14 protein-coding genes are annotated in these 16,199 nt (G+C 43.2%); 12 read left to right on the top strand and 2 right to left on the bottom strand.

What is annotated here, in order from left to right; genetic code table 11:
• Window positions 1-148: 148 nt before the first annotated feature.
• Window positions 149-1,096: an L-lactate dehydrogenase gene (locus HMPREF1521_RS05975; protein WP_038117093.1), complete on the bottom strand. Its 948-nt coding sequence runs from the start codon at window positions 1,094-1,096 to the stop codon at window positions 149-151.
• Between the two features lie 321 nt (window positions 1,097-1,417).
• Here HMPREF1521_RS05975 and HMPREF1521_RS05970 point away from each other — a divergent pair, with 321 nt between their 5' ends.
• From HMPREF1521_RS05970 to ftsH, 6 genes are all read left to right on the top strand, one after another.
• Window positions 1,418-1,750 (top strand): septum formation initiator family protein, encoded by a 333-nt coding sequence (locus HMPREF1521_RS05970; RefSeq protein ID WP_038117092.1) that lies wholly within the window; start codon window positions 1,418-1,420, stop codon window positions 1,748-1,750.
• Window positions 1,751-1,825: 75 nt separating this feature from the next.
• Window positions 1,826-2,224, top strand: coding sequence for a S1 RNA-binding domain-containing protein (locus HMPREF1521_RS05965; protein ID WP_038117091.1), 399 nt, complete (start codon window positions 1,826-1,828; stop codon window positions 2,222-2,224).
• A 65-nt stretch (window positions 2,225-2,289) separates the two neighbouring features.
• Window positions 2,290-3,186 carry a phosphatase gene (locus HMPREF1521_RS05960; protein WP_038117088.1) on the top strand — a complete coding sequence of 299 codons (897 nt, stop codon included), beginning with the start codon at window positions 2,290-2,292 and terminating at the stop codon, window positions 3,184-3,186.
• Window positions 3,155-4,153, top strand: a complete 999-nt coding sequence (tilS, locus tag HMPREF1521_RS05955; RefSeq protein WP_038117085.1) for a tRNA lysidine(34) synthetase TilS — start codon at window positions 3,155-3,157, stop codon at window positions 4,151-4,153. Before HMPREF1521_RS05960 ends, tilS begins: the two co-directional genes overlap by 32 nt.
• A gap of 22 nt (window positions 4,154-4,175) precedes the next feature.
• Window positions 4,176-4,721: a hypoxanthine phosphoribosyltransferase gene (hpt, locus tag HMPREF1521_RS05950; protein ID WP_038117083.1), complete on the top strand. Its 546-nt coding sequence runs from the start codon at window positions 4,176-4,178 to the stop codon at window positions 4,719-4,721.
• 88 nt (window positions 4,722-4,809) lie between these two features.
• Entirely contained in the window at window positions 4,810-6,768 is a 1,959-nt protein-coding gene (gene ftsH, locus HMPREF1521_RS05945) for an ATP-dependent zinc metalloprotease FtsH (RefSeq protein WP_038117080.1), read from the top strand.
• Between the two features lie 163 nt (window positions 6,769-6,931).
• Here the strand turns inward: ftsH and HMPREF1521_RS05940 are convergent, their stop codons facing one another.
• Window positions 6,932-8,275 (bottom strand): threonine/serine exporter ThrE family protein, encoded by a 1,344-nt coding sequence (locus tag HMPREF1521_RS05940; RefSeq protein ID WP_038117078.1) that lies wholly within the window; start codon window positions 8,273-8,275, stop codon window positions 6,932-6,934.
• Window positions 8,276-8,491: 216 nt separating this feature from the next.
• Between HMPREF1521_RS05940 and HMPREF1521_RS05935 the strand changes: the two genes are divergently transcribed.
• From HMPREF1521_RS05935 to speF, 6 genes are all read left to right on the top strand, one after another.
• Complete coding sequence (locus tag HMPREF1521_RS05935; protein WP_038117076.1) at window positions 8,492-9,466, top strand: biotin--[acetyl-CoA-carboxylase] ligase; 975 nt, start codon at window positions 8,492-8,494, stop codon at window positions 9,464-9,466.
• A gap of 10 nt (window positions 9,467-9,476) precedes the next feature.
• Window positions 9,477-10,244, top strand: a complete 768-nt coding sequence (locus HMPREF1521_RS05930) for a type III pantothenate kinase (RefSeq protein ID WP_038117074.1) — start codon at window positions 9,477-9,479, stop codon at window positions 10,242-10,244.
• 87 nt (window positions 10,245-10,331) lie between these two features.
• A complete protein-coding gene (gene dusB / locus HMPREF1521_RS05925) occupies window positions 10,332-11,327 on the top strand; it encodes a tRNA dihydrouridine synthase DusB (protein ID WP_038117072.1) in 996 nt (331 codons plus the stop codon).
• Window positions 11,328-11,441: 114 nt separating this feature from the next.
• Window positions 11,442-11,915, top strand: coding sequence for a transcription elongation factor GreA (greA, locus tag HMPREF1521_RS05920; protein ID WP_038117070.1), 474 nt, complete (start codon window positions 11,442-11,444; stop codon window positions 11,913-11,915).
• A gap of 29 nt (window positions 11,916-11,944) precedes the next feature.
• Window positions 11,945-13,453: a lysine--tRNA ligase gene (gene lysS / locus HMPREF1521_RS05915; protein WP_038117068.1), complete on the top strand. Its 1,509-nt coding sequence runs from the start codon at window positions 11,945-11,947 to the stop codon at window positions 13,451-13,453.
• Between the two features lie 557 nt (window positions 13,454-14,010).
• Window positions 14,011-16,185, top strand: coding sequence for an ornithine decarboxylase SpeF (gene speF, locus HMPREF1521_RS05910; protein WP_038117066.1), 2,175 nt, complete (start codon window positions 14,011-14,013; stop codon window positions 16,183-16,185).
• Window positions 16,186-16,199: the final 14 nt, after the last annotated feature.

Raw genomic sequence — 16,199 nt, 5'->3', positions numbered from 1 at the left:
TGTAGATAGTATACTAATTGAATAAAAAGGTCCGCCTATTCCGTTCGCTCTCATTGTAGAGTCGCTATTCATCGGAATGGGTGGACCTTTTGTTGTATATTAGATTATAGTGAGTATTATTTTGGTTATGGAATCATGATGAAAGTTTTTACATGGTCTCCGCTTTTAATGCATGTTCTCGAATAACGGAACAGGAGTACCTGAATTTCTCTAATTCATCGGGCGTTAACTGCAGCTCTAAGATATCTTCGATGCCATCCTTCCCGATGATGGCCGGTGTAGAGGCGAAAATACCGGATTCGCCGTACTGTCCATTGAGATAACAGGAGCAAGGTAAGACCTTTTTTTCATCGTGAAAAATGGATCGGATGAGTTCCGTTGTAGCACTGGCAATGCCGAACTCTGTAGAACCTTTACCGGCCAGCACATGATAACCGCCGATTTTCACATCGTTTAACACCTGCGTGTGGTCAAGCTGAGGGAATCGGTGAGGTAATTCTTTTTGTAACTGCGTTAACGGCTTGCCCTGGATGCATATGTGGGACCAAGGTATCATGGCGCTGGTGCCATGTTCACCGAGGCAATAGGCCGTAATGGAACGATGGCTTATATGAAAGTGTTGACTTAATTCTTTTTGTAAGCGCGCTGAATCAAGTGCCGTACCGGATGAAATGATGCGATTATAATCCCAGTTTAAATGTTTTTGTAAATAGGTTGCGACCACATCGGCCGGATTTGAAATGGAAATGATGAATCCTTTAAAGCCTGATGCTTTAATGCGGGGGATGACATCTTTTAGGACTTCCACCGTTTCCCCTAACGTTTCCAATCTATCTTGTGATATGTTTGGTAAAGGACCTGCGCTGAAGATAAGAATATCGCAGTCCCCGCAATTTTCTATAGGACCTGCCGTAGCTGTTACGTGATGCGGAATATAACTGACGGCATCGTTAATATCCATAGCTTGCGCCTGTGCTTTCTTTTCATCGATATCCATCATGTATAATACATCTGCCTCACCCTGTAATGCGAGGGAAAATGCTACATGCGATCCTACGTGACCGGTGCCGATAATACCAACTTTTCGTAATTTCATGATGACCTCCTATCATTTATATCGAAATGTCTATTAAGGTTGATAAGTATACTGTTATTATATACCTCTCTAAAAATATAAGAGAAATTTTATTTTAATTGGTCATATTATAGTTAAAGTGATAGAAAGAGGGCCTGTACTTGTGCAGCGATTTTGCGCAGGGTGGAACAAGCAAGTATAAGCTCTTCTTTTTTTGTCCCATCAAAATTACGAAACGAAAATTCTATAAAATCGGGTTAGATTGTATGACATATTTCATCAGTTCTATGGTATAATTTAAGAATGTCAGTATACAGTTGATGAATATTTTGGGGGACATTTATGAATCAGCATACAACGGAAATACAAAGACCGAAGGAACCGCGCAAACGGGTTCGCCCTAATCGCAGAGAACAGGATCAGCGTATTGCCCTTATGTGGATCAAGCGAATCGGGATAGGGCTTATGGTTTTGCTATTGTTAGGGCAAGCCTATCGCTTGGTGGCTGTATATCAAGAAAAACAACATATAGAACAACAGTTAGAAGAACTAAAGCAGCGAAATGATGAATTAGAACAGGAAAAGGCTAAGTTACAAGATCCGAAGACCATAGAAGGGGTGGCTCGAGAGGAGTTAGGACTGGTTAAACCTGGTGAAGTACCATATGTGAAATGATTTGTACTTTTACAGATAAAGTTATATTCGCAACGGTTTGTAGTTTGAAGTTTCCGCATTATTTTAGGAGGTTGCATGGCAATCGAAGTTGGCAACATTATTGATGGTACAGTATCGGGTATTACGAAATTCGGAGTGTTTGTTGATTTAGGAGAAAAACAAACGGGTTTAGTACATATTTCTGAGGTGGCGCATGGTTATGTAGAGGACATCAACACAGTATTGAAGGTTGAGGATCCTGTGAAAGTTAAGGTTTTATCCGTTGAAGGAAATAAGATCGGCCTTTCTATTCGTCAAACGCAGCCGAGGGAAGAGGCTCGTGAAGAGCGTCCGCGTCGTATTCAGACTAAACAAAGCACAGAGGCTTTTGAGGCTAAAATGAAAATGTTTTTGCGCGACAGTAGTGAACGCTTGCATGATTTGAAGCGAAATACAGAAGGTAAACGCGGAGGCCGTGGCGGTCGTCGAGATTGAGTTAAGGGATGGCTTCGAGCCATCTCTTTATTTATGTATCCGTAAATATTGGTGCAGGAGGGCATATGAAATCGGCAATTGTAGATATCGGTTCTAATTCGATACGTTTGTTATTGGCGAAATTTGACGGAACTACATGGCATTTCGAACCGAAGCAGTTATGGACGACGCGGCTGGGACAGCGTAATACGGACGGAGCCTTGCGCACGGAATCGATAGAGGCTTCGTATAGGGCTTTTAAGGAGATACATAGCCTGCTTCAAGCATATGGAGCACAGTGTTGCTGTGGATTTGCCACCAGTGCCGTGCGCGAAGCACCTAATGGAATGGATTTTATGAATGCCGTTTCTGATTATTGCCCGATGGAGTGGCGTATCTTAAGTGGCGATGAAGAGGCCGTATATGGTTTTAAAGGGGCTTTGGGTGAGCAACTGCAGGATGGTCGTCACTACGCCACTATCGATATCGGTGGAGGCAGTACCGAAATTGCTGTAGGGAATATAGACGGTGTCTATTGGAGCCGTTCCTATCCGGTAGGGGCGGTGCGTTTACAGACCGTATCTGATGAAGGACCTCAACGGGTATGGGAGGAAACTCGCTTTTTGTGGGAACCGATGATGATTGAAGGTCAGTTTGGAGAGTTTGTCGGCATTGGGGGCACGTTGACGACATTGGCGGCAATTGACCTGGGGTTAGATGTATATGATGGCAGACGTGTACAAGGTCATAAATTGAGTCGTGAAACTGTAGAGGGGCTTATTATGAGACTTCGCTATATGAGTCGTGACGAGCGTTTACAGGTGATCGGATTGCCTGCGGGACGCGCCGATATTATCGTGGCCGGTGCCGAAATTTTAACATCCTTTATGGATTCGTATGAAGTGCCGCACGTAATTGTGAGTGATCAGGATGGTATGGAGGCGATGGCTCGTGAATGTGAAGCAGCTCATTCGAACCGTTAATTTCACATTAAAACAGAATGATTTATTTCCTGAACATAGCCGTATACTGGTCGCCTGTTCGGGCGGACCCGATTCGATGGCATTGCTTCATCTGTTATTGGATGTTGCGGCGCAACGACATATTCATTGGCATATCGGAGTGGCCATTATGGATCATCAGATTCGACGTGAAAGCAAGGATGAGGTGCTGTGGCTGCAGGATCGGGTGAAAGCCCTGAATCTGGACTTTTACAACGTGGCTATTGATGTACCGGCTTTTAGTATGGAGCGGAAGATTTCCGTGGAAACCGCAGGCCGGGATATCCGTTATGGATGGCTTACGGATTTAGCTCGAGCTAAGAGGTATGATTATATTGCGGTGGCTCATCATAAAAATGACCAGGCTGAATCGATTTTGGCTCATCTTATTCGGGGCTCGGGTATGAACGGTTTACAGGGGATGTCCGTGCTCAGCCATAGCTATGCAATACCTGTTGTAAGACCGTTACTTGAGGTGAAGAAAGAGGCGCTGCTGGCGTATTTAGAGGAACGTCATATTTCTTATTGTGTTGATTGTACTAACGATGATATAGAATATCAACGCAATCGAATTCGTCATTGTATCATTCCGGAATTGGAAAAAATAAATCCTGCCGTTATAGATTCTCTTGAGCGGATGTCCCGCTCTGTTACGGAGGATATGGAGTTTTTGCAACAGATGGCGCAAGAGGTTTTTGACACGTTGATCTCAGTAGATGATCGAAGCTGCACCGTTTCCCGCCGTCGATTGCGTCAACAGCCGATGGCATTACAGCGAAGACTGTGGCAGATGATGGTACGGGTAGTCGATAATCGTTTAATATTGAGCTTTGCTCATCAGGCACAGTTGTCTGATATAGTACAGACGGGAGAAGTGAAAACTTTCACTATTGCACGTATTATTATTGAGGCCCGATGTGATACAATAAAAGTGTATAGCAAACATTAGATATAGATCGTGGAGGTCATATATGCATCAGGATGTAAAAGAGATTTTGTATACCCCGAAGCAACTGGCTGCGCGCGTTACCGAACTGGGGCGCGATATCAGTCGCGATTACAAGGGCGAATCTGTGGTGCTCGTCGGAGTTTTAAAGGGGGCTATCGTATTTTTTACGGATTTGGCCCGTGCTATAGATGATACGGTGAATGTGAGTTTTGATTTTATTTCTTGCTCCAGTTATGGCAATAGTACTACAAGTACCGGCGTCGTAAGAATTCTGAAGGATTTGGACCGTTCCGTGGAAGGCAAGCATGTGCTCGTCGTCGAGGATATTGTGGATACCGGTACGACGTTGCATTACCTGCTGGATAATCTGCGTGCCCGCGGGGCTAAAAGCGTGCGCTTGGCGGCGTTACTGAATAAACCGGACCGTCGAAAGATGGATGTGCATGTCGATTACGTGGGCTTTGTGATTCCCGACTATTTCGTCGTCGGATATGGGCTGGATTTTGCCGAACGATATCGCCATTTACCATATATAGGTATTTTGAAGGAAGAAATGTATCAAGATTAAGAAGTATGGTATAATATATGAGTGCATCTCGTCATGAGGTGTACTCAATTCGTTTATAAACTAAATTGTTGTTGAAAGGGGTAATCTCTTGGGTCGATTTACAAAAAATATCGTCCTTTATTTACTGATCATTGCCGCTTTTGTTATCGCTATTGATGCTTTTTCTGGTCAAAGTGCGAATAAATCTGAACTCAGTTATACGGGATTTATTCAACAGGTACAGCAGAAAAAGGTTGAGTCCGTAACGATTACGAATGATCATGGTATTAAAGGCAAATTAAAGAATGGAACAGAATTTAATTCTTATGCGCCTAGTGATGAAACGCTAATCAAAACATTACAAGATAATGGAGTGGAAATTACAGCTGCTCCGCCGGAACAACCGGCTTGGTGGATGAGCTTGTTAGGGTCCGCTATTCCTATTATTATTTTGGTGGTACTTTTCTTCTTCATTATGCAACAAACCCAAGGTGGTGGCGGCCGAGTGATGAACTTCGGTAAAAGCCGTGCAAAATTAATGGGTGAAGGTAATGTAAAGGTTAATTTTAAAGATGTAGCCGGCGCAGAGGAAGCTAAACAGGAATTGGAAGAAGTGGTGGAGTTCCTCAAGGATCCCGGTAAGTTTACCGCTATCGGTGCGAAGATTCCAAAAGGGGTTTTACTTGCAGGACCTCCGGGTACCGGTAAAACCTTGCTCGCTAAAGCCGTAGCCGGAGAGGCGGGGGTACCGTTCTTCACTATTTCCGGTTCCGACTTCGTAGAGATGTTTGTCGGTGTCGGTGCATCCCGTGTACGCGATTTGTTTACACAGGCGAAGAAAAATGCACCATGTATCATCTTTATCGATGAAATTGATGCGGTAGGTCGTCAGCGTGGGGCGGGCCTTGGTGGCGGTCATGATGAACGCGAACAGACCTTGAACCAGTTGCTCGTTGAAATGGATGGATTTAGTGCCAACGAAGGCATTATTACCATTGCGGCGACAAACCGTCCGGATATTCTCGATCCCGCATTATTACGTCCCGGTCGTTTCGATCGTCAGGTTGTCGTAGGCCGTCCGGACTTGCGCGGCCGTGAAGCGATCTTAAAAGTTCATGCCCGCAATAAGCCGTTGGCTGATGATGTGGATTTAAAAACGATTGCGAAGAAAACTCCGGGCTTTACCGGTGCGGACTTGAGTAATTTGTTAAACGAAGCAGCTCTTTTGGCGGCTCGTCTCAATAAAAAAATCATTTCCATGGCGGAAGTAGAAGAAGCCAGCGAAAAGGTCAGCATGGGTCCTGAACGCCGCAGTCATATCGTGAGTGAAAAAGATCGCAAGTTGACGGCGTATCATGAATCCGGTCATGCTATTGTGGCACATTTGCTGCCTCATGCGGACCCGGTTCATAAGGTAACGATTATTCCGCGCGGTGCTGCCGGTGGTTATACGATGATGTTACCTACAGAGGAACAGAATTATAAAACCAAATCTCAATTGTTGGCGGATATTCGCGTGGCTCTCGGCGGTCGTATCGCGGAGGCGTTGGTTCTCGACGAAATCAGTACAGGCGCATCCGGTGATCTCCAAAGCGTTACGAACACGGCTCGTGCCATGGTAACACGTTGGGGCATGAGCGATGCGTTGGGACCAATTGTATTCGGCGAACAGCAGGAACAGGTGTTCCTAGGTAAAAATCTCGGACATGAACGTAATTATAGTGAAGAGATTGCCGCTAAAATCGATGAAGAAATTCATCGTATTGTAGAGGAAGCATATAAAGATGTTACAAAGCTTCTCAGCGACAATTTGGATTTCCTTCACAATATGGCAAAAGCTTTATTGGAGGAGGAAACCATTGATGCGAAAGCGGTGGAAAATCTTTATAAATACGGTACAACGAAAACTCCTGATGCGGCTGAGCCTAAAAGTGCACTGGAAGCAGCGGGAATTATCGTACCGGAAACGATTGATAATCCTGTCGATAATGCTGTTGGTACTGAAACTTCTGATCCTTCAGAAGAAATTAATCATGCGGTTTCTACCGATGAAGATGAAACTAAATAATATACGGTAGTTCATAACTATTGGTATGAATATAAAAAGAGCAGGTCTCCATGAGAGGCCTGCTCTTTCTACTATGTAGATACTTGTACTATATAAATCTATATAAATCCATATAGGGATAATGCTAATTATGATTTTTAAATCTCTTTGTGCTATATGGTATTTATTGACCGTCGTGCACATGTCTTGTCGCCATGAGTTCCGCAATTCGGCGCTCTTTGATATTCTTTAAATATTTCTGAGCCAATACATTCGGTATGGCCACGCCTACCGCAATCCCGATAATTGTGAGAACTCCGGTAATGCCGTTTTGCATCATGTGAACGAGGCCTGCTTCATTGAGGCTGTTTATGTGTAGAATATCGAATACGAAGCGATATAATAGGATTCCGGGCATCAGAGCGATGGCTGACGGAACGATGATAACCGTACTCGATGTTTTTATCCATGTAGATACTTTTACAAAAATAATACTCATAACAGCGGCGCCTATAAAGGTTGCACCGGGCGTGGAGAATCCGAAATCAACCAGCAGCAGATTGCGGACGAAAACACAAAGAATACCGCCGATACCGATGTATCCGAGCAAGCGTGTCGGTGCATTAAAGAGAACCGCAAATGCAGAGGCCGCCGTGAAAGCACCGATAATCTGTGTAAGGGAGATGACATGCGGCTTGATGTCGACGAAATTAAAGGCCGGAACGGGACTGAAATAGAGCGCCATGGCCATACCGAGCGTCATGCTGCCCACGATGAGAAGAGTTCTAATTGCCCTTGTTACACCGGATAATATATGGTTGTTGATTATGTCGATGACAAAGTTGATAAGTGGAACCCCGGGAATCATGAAGAGCGTGCAGCATACGAGGACATATAGCAATGAGCCCAGTTCGATGTGCGTATAAAAAGCGTATGCCGATATCATGGCGGTAAAAGCGCCAACGGAAATGCCGACATATTCGTTACAGCCGATACGCGTAGATAAGGTGCGTGTAACATATCCGATAAACGAGCAGATGATAGTGACGATAAAGGCAATCCAGTCGCCGCTGTATAAGAAGGCGAGACCCGCCGATCCTAAACCGCAAGCAAGGCCTTTTATCCAGTTCGGATACGTTGGTATGGTGTATTCCAGTTTTGATATGAGATGCTCGTACGTGGTGAGTGAGTAATGGCGTTCGAAGGCTCGCCAGGTCAATTTTGAAACGGCGTTGATCATAGCCATGTTCGGTATATGAACGGGCGTTTTACGAAAAACCGTAATGGACCGTTCCTTATGGAGCAAATTTACCATTAAGGTCGTATAGGAAATGTGTATATTCAAGTAATCATGAGGAATTCCCATAAATGTGGCGGCCTTTAACATTTCTTCGGTGATGCGGTTTGTATCTGCACCGCACTCCATGAGCAGCTTCCCCACGTGGAGCAGTACATCTAATTTGCGATGTATATGGACAAAGGGGTTCTCCAGCACCGTGTTCTTTTCTTCTAATGTAAAGTGTTGCATAATAGTTTCTCTCCCGTAGATATGTAAATACATTGTTATTGAACGTACATCATATAATCGAATGGTTAACATTTATATCTTGTAAATTTTTGATATATGTATTATACCACTTTCAGAATATAGAGTGTCTTGATTCAAAATAATCCTTGCATTTTCAGAGGCGCGCTTGTAAAATCGAATTGTAAACCCAGGTTAACAAAGAAAGGGGCTCTAACCATGCGTGATGAAGTGCTAGAATTCTTGAGACAAAACCAAGGTGGCTTCGTATCGGGACAGGATATGTCGGATGCATGTCACGTATCTCGTACTGCAATTTGGAAACATATCAAAGCATTGCGTCAAAAAGGCTATAAAATAGAATCTTATACCAAGAGGGGGTATCGATTATTGGAGGAACCTGATTTGTTGAGTCCATTGGCAATGAAACAGATTTTAGATACCGATGTGTTTGGCAAGCGGTATGTTTATATGGATACTACGGAATCCACAAATTTGGAGGCCCGCCGTTTAGCTCAGCAAGGGGCGGAAGAAGGGACTGTTGTCGTTACGGAAGAACAGGTGGCCGGACGAGGACGTTTGTCCCGCGGGTGGTATTCTCCTTTCGGTAAAGGCTTATGGTTCAGTATTATTCTGCGTCCTGATTTTGCACCTGCGGATGCACCTAAATGTACTTTGATGGCGGCGGTAGCCCTTACAAAGGCATTTCACAAGATGGGCCTTGTCGATGCGGGCATAAAATGGCCTAATGATATTCTCGTGAACGGTCGTAAACTGGTAGGTATATTGACGGAAATGTCCGGATCCATGGAAGAAGTTTCTCATATTATCATGGGTATCGGTGTCAATGTAAAGACGAAACAGGAAGAACTGCCTGAAGAATTAAAACATATCGCCACGTCCTTATTGATGGAAGGTGTTGACATTGAAAGGACGGAGGCGTTCAAGATTATACTGGAATCATTGGAACATCAGTACTATGAAATCCTCGATAACGGTTTTGAGGATACCCTTAATGAATGGCGTCAGCTCTCTGTCACATTGGGGGCGGATATAGAAGTACGTGCGCCGGGAAATACCTATGAAGGTGTGGCGACGGATATTGATGAAGACGGTAATTTATTAGTTAGAACCCCGGACGGGGCCATTAAACGCATTGTGGCCGGAGACGTGTCTATACGTTCACGCCAATAGAGGAGGATTCATGTTATTAGTTATTGATGTGGGAAACACCAATATTGTACTCGGTGTATATGACAGGAAAGACCTTGTCGGTCATTGGCGTATTTCTACGGATCGGGTGCGTACCACCGATGAATATGGCATGTTGATGATGAACCTGTTTTTTCATGATCGCAAGGTCAATGTGAAAGATATAAAGGATATCATTATTTCTTCCGTTGTACCGCCGTTAATGCCTACACTGGAACGTGTATGTCTGCGTTATTTCAATGTGAATCCGATTATCGTAGGACCCGGTACGAAAACGGGCATTGCCATAAAATATGATAACCCTCGTGAAGTCGGGGCGGACCGTATCGTGAATGCGGTGGCTGCTTATGATAAATACAAAGGCGATTTGATTATTATTGATTTCGGTACGGCGACTACTTATTGTGCCGTTCGAGGCAATGGTGATTATATCGGTGGTGTCATCAGTCCCGGCGTGACCATTTCTGCGGAAGCTCTTTTCCAACGGGCGGCTAAGTTACCGCGTATCGAGGTTAAGGATCCGGGACAGGTTATATGCCGAAATACCGTATCATCGATGCAATCCGGTATGTTTTACGGTTATGTAGGTCAAGTAGAAGGGCTTGTGACACGTATGAAAGCGGAAATGGAAGGATCCGTGACCGTAGTTGCCACCGGCGGTTTGGCACAGCTTATCAGCAGCGCTACCGATTGTATCGACCATGTAGAACCTATGTTGACGTTGGAAGGGTTGCGCCTTATTTACGAACGAAATAAATAATGCTACTATAATAGAGTTATAAATTATAACAAAGTAGTGTACATTCGGGTACAGCCTATGCTGTACCCTTTTTATTAGGTGATATATATGAATACAAAGCGATGGCATATAGGTTCCGTTTTGATTGACGGACAGGCCATATTGGCACCCATGGCGGGGGTAAGCGATATCGCATACCGGCTTTTGGCGAAAGAGAACGGGGCGGCTTTAGTGTGTACCGAAATGGTGAGCGCTATGGGAATTAAATATAAAAATGAACGAACACATGAATTATTGCGCATTGAAGAGGCGGAGCGACCTGTGTCGATGCAGATCTTCGGATCCGACCCTGCAGCTATTGCTTTAGGTGCAAAGGTCGTAGCCGATGCAGGTGCGGATATTGTGGACATCAACATGGGCTGCCCTGTAAAAAAGGTCGTTACATCCGGTGACGGTTCAGCTCTCATGAAACATCCGGATTTGGCCGCGCGTGTGGCGGAGGCGGCTGTCAAAGCTGTTGATGTACCGGTGACGGTGAAAATGCGTATAGGCTGGGATTATGATCATATTAATGTCGTGGATTTTGCTAAGCGCATTGAATCTACCGGCGTAGCCGCCATCGCTGTTCATGGGCGTACTAAGGAACAGATGTACAGCGGTCATGCGGACTGGTCGTATATTAAAGCGGTTAAAGAGACCGTATCCATTCCTGTTATAGGTAATGGGGATATCGTTGAGCCGGAGAATGCGAAGCGTATGCTTGATGAGACGGGATGTGATGCGGTGATGATAGGACGTGGTGCGCAGGGTAATCCGTGGATCTTTGATCGCATTCATCAGTACTTAGCCACCGGTGAAGTCGTATCTGCACCGTCCGCATTGGAGCGCCTCGATATGTTGATGAAACACTTCCGATTGTTATGTGAATACAAGGGGGAGCACCTGGCTGTGCGAGAAATCCGAACACATGCGGGATGGTATTTGAAAGGCTTACCTGAATCCGCCTATTGGCGCAATCGGGTGAATACGATTCATACGGTAACAAGCTTTCAGAAAGAGCTGGAAACATACCGTTCCATTTTGGCTGAAGTTAAGGCGCATTGACAAATGTATAGTATTTTTATATAATGATTGAGAAAATTTACAAACAAAGGATAAGGTGTCATCTTATTGTGGCACTTTTTCTTATTATTTATACGTAGAAAGTGTGGGGTATCCATGGCAGACGTAAAAGAAACATTACTTACCGCCGAAGGTTTAAAGAAATTAGAAGAAGAATTATCGTATTATAAATCTGTGCGCCGTATCGAAGTATCTGAACGCATTAAAACAGCTATTGAATACGGTGACATCAGTGAAAACTCCGAATATGACGATGCGAAAAATGAACAGGCTTTCATCGAAGGTCATATTGTGGAATTAGAAAATAAAATCAATACTGCGAAAATCATCGACGAATCCGTCAAGGGTGATGTAGTATCCGTAGGTAGCAAGGTTACCGTACTGGATACGATGTATAACGATGAGTTGGAGTACGTTATTGTGGGCTCTTCCGAAGCGGATCCTTTTAATAATCGTATTTCCAATGAATCTCCTGTAGGCAAATCTATTTTGGGCAAACGCAAAGGTGATGAAGTAGAGGTGTCCACACCGGACGGTCCTGTGACTTTCAAAGTATTAGCAATTCAATAATTTACGGTTCACAACGAAGAGGCGATAAGATGAGTGAAGAAATTAAAAATACCCAAGAAGAATTAAATGATCAAATGCAAATTCGCCGTGATAAATTGGCTGAGTATGAAGCTGATGGCATCTATCCGTTCGGTCAACGTTTTATTGTCAAAGATCATGCACAAGATATTAAGGATGATTTCTTGAATTACGATGATCAACCTGTAGTGATTGCAGGCCGTTTGATGACTATGCGTTCCCATGGTAAAACGGCATTTGCGAACATCCGTGATTTGTCCGGTGATATTCAGGTGTACTTCCGTAAGGATGTATTGGGTGAAGATAATTACAAGTATGTAAAAATGCTTGATATCGGTGACATCGTGGGTATTGAAGGTCATGTATTCAGAACTCATATGGGGGAAATTACCGTTAAGGTTGATAAATTGACCCTATTGTCCAAATCGTTGCGTCCATTGCCTGAAAAGTGGCACGGCTTAAAGGATACGGAATTACGCTATCGTCAACGTTATGTTGATCTGATCGTAAATCCCGAAGTCCGCGATACATTTGTAAAGCGTACTAAAATCGTAGCGAAGGTTCGTGAGTATTTGAACAATCAGCACTTCATGGAAGTGGAAACACCTATGATGCACGCTATTCCTGGCGGTGCTGCGGCTCGTCCGTTCATTACGCATCATAATGCCCTTGATATCGACATCTATATGCGCATTTCTCCGGAATTGTACTTAAAACGTCTTATCGTAGGCGGGTTGGAACGCGTTTATGAAATCAACCGCTCCTTCCGTAATGAAGGTATCGATAATCGCCATAATCCGGAATTTACAATGATGGAATCGTATCAGGCATACGGCAATTATGAAGACGTCATCCGTTTGACTGAAAATATCGTATCTTACTGTGCAAAAGAAGTTTTGGGTACGACCAAGATTACCTATCAAGGCACCGAAATTGATTTGACTCCACCTTGGAATCGTATTACGATGCAAGAGGGTATCAAAAAGTATACAGGTGAAGATTTTGATGCCGTTGAGACATTGGAAGAAGCCCGCGCCATTGCGGATCGTTTGAACGTTGAGTATGGTTCCGGTGACGGTATCGGTAAGATCATGAATGCTTGTTTTGAAGAGTATGTAGAAGAAAATTTGATTCAACCTACATTCGTATACGGTCATCCGAAGGAAATTTCTCCATTGGCTAAATTGAATCGTGAAAAGCCGTTGACTACTGAACGCTTTGAAGCGTTTATCTATGGTCGTGAACTGGCAAATGGTTTCTCCGAGTTGAATGACCCTATTGATCAGAAAGAACGTTTCGAAGCTCAATTGAAGGAACGTGAAGCCGGTGATGATGAAGCTCATCGCATGGATAATGATTATGTAACGGCGTTGGAATATGGTTTACCTCCAACTGCAGGGCTCGGTATCGGTATCGACCGTCTAGTTATGTTCTTGACAGACTCCGCATCTATCCGTGACGTATTATTGTTCCCGTTGATGAAACCGGAAGTTCAACAGCAAACTGAATCTGAAGAATAATAATTGTAAAGCTCACTGCCAATATGGCGGTGAGCTTTTTGCTGTTTAGCATACAAAAAAATCGATAAAAAGCCCGTATCAAATACGTTGATACGGGCTTTTATCAATTCTTATAATGTTGATTAATAAATATGTGAGGTATGATTAGATATACAATATAAAAATGCTGCATGGATTTTCTATGATTACATTGTGATATACATAAAAAATTTTGATTTACTTTGTGATGAAGTAAAAGAACATTGAGATATAGTATTTATCGTTGCTTTTCCGATATTATAGAGGTGTATGTGATTAAATTTACACATACCTGTAACAGTATAGATTATACATTTAAATCATGCACAATGTATAATTATGATATATGTGTATAATTAAACACTTTTAAATGAAAAATTCAGATGTTAAGATAGAAATATAGATACGTGAATTACCTTTAAAACAAGGAGGTGTATTTAGTAAAGGTGAATTCATTAATAAATTTTATAAATCGACCCTATGTGTAAGTCACATTCTTTAAATTATCGTTGTTAACATAATTTAGGAGGAAACACATCATGAAACATTTAAAAATTGCTTTCTCTCATAAAGCGCAATTCTATTTCGGTTCTATGGAAGGGCGTACAAATGTGGAGCTTAGTCAAACTGATTTTACCGATGTGGGGGCTATAGTCATTAGCGAGTCCGATACAGATGTACTTGAGAATGAGTTGGTTCAATCCTTTGGTATACCGGTTTTCTTGGTTGTGTTTGATAAGTCTGTAGATATTTCCCCGTTTATCGGTAAGGTGGAACGTGTTATCGACGGATCAACTACAAATTTTGATTTATATAAACGACAGATTGAAGCGGCCGCTGCAAAATATGAAGCTTCTATGTTACCGCCATTTTTCCAAGCTTTGGCAAATTACGTAGAGGACGGTAACTCTCAATTTGACTGCCCGGGGCATCAAGGGGGGCAATTCTTCTGTAAGCATCCTGCGGGACGTGCTTTTTATGATTTCTTCGGCGAAAATGTATTCCGTGCCGATCTTTGTAATGCGGATGTCAAGTTAGGTGATCTTCTGATTCATGAAGGTTCCGCAGTTGAAGCTCAGCAACATGCTGCACAAGTTTATAATGCGGATAAAACATATTTTGTATTGAACGGAACATCATCCTCTAATAAGGTCGTGTTAAATGCATTACTTACTCCCGGGGATATTGTTTTATATGATCGCAATAATCATAAATCGATTTGTCACGGGGCGCTCGTCATGTCCGGAGCAACACCTGTATATCTTGAAACGGCACGCAATCCGTTCGGATCCATCGGTGGTATCTTAGAACATTGCTTTGATGAAAAATATATTCGCAAGTTGATTGCTGAAAAAGATCCTAAGAAAGCAAAGGCAAAGCGGCCTATCCGGTTGGCGGTTATTCAATTGGGGACGTATGACGGGACTATTTATAATGCGCGTCAGGTTGTCGATAAAATCGGACATCTCTGCGATTATATCTTCTTTGATTCCGCTTGGGTCGGCTATGAACAGTTTATCCCTATGATGAAAGACTGCAGTCCGTTGCTTTTGGAACTTGGTCCTGATGATCCCGGTATTTTGGTATCTCAATCCGTCCATAAGCAGCAGGCGGGTTTCTCACAGACATCTCAGATTCATAAGAAGGATAAGCATATTAAGGGGCAAGACCGCTATGTAAATCATAAACGTTTGAACAACGCATTCATGATGCATGCCTCTACATCACCGTTCTATCCGTTGTTTGCAGCCCTTGACGTAAATGCAAAAATGCATGAAGGCGAAGCGGGTAAAAAATTATGGATTGAATGTGTGGAAACGGTTATCGAAGCTCGTAAGGCCGTATTGAAACACTGTAAATATCTTCGCCCGTTAGTACCACCGGTTGTACATGGTAAAAAGTGGGAAGACGGAGATACAAAGAAAATGGCACAGGATGTGGACTACTTCGCATTTGAACCGGATGCGAAATGGCACTCCTTTAAAGGTTATGGTAAAGGTCAATATTTCATAGATCCTTGTAAATTCCAATTGATTACACCGGGTATCAATGTGGAAACGGGTGAATATGAAGATTTCGGTATCCATGCCAATATTCTTGCAAACTATTTGCGCGAAAATGGAATTATTCCGGAAAAATGTGATTTAAATACCATTCTGTTCTTGATGACACCGGCGGAAACAAAGACGAAGATGGACGATTTAGTGGCACAGCTTGTTCGATTTGAACAATTGATTGAAGCCGATGCACCTATGCAAGATGTATTGCCGTCCATTTATTACAGCCACTTGGATAAATACAAGGGATATCATATTCGTCAACTATGTCAGGAAATGCATGACTTCTATAAAGACCGGAATGTAAGTATCTTGCAACAACGATTGTTCTTATATGATTACTTCCCGGAATATGTTATGAATCCTCAGGAAGCTAATTTTGAATTCCAGCGCGGCAAAGGTGAGCTTGTACCGTTGAGCGAAGCGGAAGGGCGCATCGCGCTTGAAGGTGCGCTTCCTTATCCTCCGGGGGTATTGTGCGTACAACCGGGCGAACGTTGGTCGAAGACTGCTTGTGATTACTTCTTGGCTTTGGAAGAAGGCATCAACAAATTGCCTGGATTTGCTCCGGAAATTCAAGGTGTATACATTACGGAACAGCCGGATGGAACGAAGAAGGCATTCGGTTATGTGTTGAAAAAAGAATTTGAAAAATAATTCCTCTGTGTACC

This window comes from Veillonella sp. AS16, assembly GCF_000517785.1.
GTDB classification, from domain to species: Bacteria; Bacillota; Negativicutes; order Veillonellales; family Veillonellaceae; genus Veillonella; species Veillonella denticariosi.
Note: the sequence above shows the minus strand (reverse complement) of the source record. Positions and strands in the feature narration are given on the sequence as shown.

What these genes read in the sequence shown, in the direction of transcription:
- HMPREF1521_RS05975 (WP_038117093.1), bottom strand. Translation starts at nt 1,096, where the DNA reads ATGAAATTACGAAAAGTTGGTATTATCGGCACCGGTCACGTAGGATCG.
- HMPREF1521_RS05970 (WP_038117092.1), top strand. Translation starts at nt 1,418, where the DNA reads ATGAATCAGCATACAACGGAAATACAAAGACCGAAGGAACCGCGCAAA.
- HMPREF1521_RS05965 (WP_038117091.1), top strand. Translation starts at nt 1,826, where the DNA reads ATGGCAATCGAAGTTGGCAACATTATTGATGGTACAGTATCGGGTATT.
- HMPREF1521_RS05960 (WP_038117088.1), top strand. Translation starts at nt 2,290, where the DNA reads ATGAAATCGGCAATTGTAGATATCGGTTCTAATTCGATACGTTTGTTA.
- hpt (WP_038117083.1), top strand. Translation starts at nt 4,176, where the DNA reads ATGCATCAGGATGTAAAAGAGATTTTGTATACCCCGAAGCAACTGGCT.
- HMPREF1521_RS05940 (WP_038117078.1), bottom strand. Translation starts at nt 8,275, where the DNA reads ATGCAACACTTTACATTAGAAGAAAAGAACACGGTGCTGGAGAACCCC.
- HMPREF1521_RS05935 (WP_038117076.1), top strand. Translation starts at nt 8,492, where the DNA reads ATGCGTGATGAAGTGCTAGAATTCTTGAGACAAAACCAAGGTGGCTTC.
- HMPREF1521_RS05930 (WP_038117074.1), top strand. Translation starts at nt 9,477, where the DNA reads ATGTTATTAGTTATTGATGTGGGAAACACCAATATTGTACTCGGTGTA.
- dusB (WP_038117072.1), top strand. Translation starts at nt 10,332, where the DNA reads ATGAATACAAAGCGATGGCATATAGGTTCCGTTTTGATTGACGGACAG.
- greA (WP_038117070.1), top strand. Translation starts at nt 11,442, where the DNA reads ATGGCAGACGTAAAAGAAACATTACTTACCGCCGAAGGTTTAAAGAAA.
- lysS (WP_038117068.1), top strand. Translation starts at nt 11,945, where the DNA reads ATGAGTGAAGAAATTAAAAATACCCAAGAAGAATTAAATGATCAAATG.
- speF (WP_038117066.1), top strand. Translation starts at nt 14,011, where the DNA reads ATGAAACATTTAAAAATTGCTTTCTCTCATAAAGCGCAATTCTATTTC.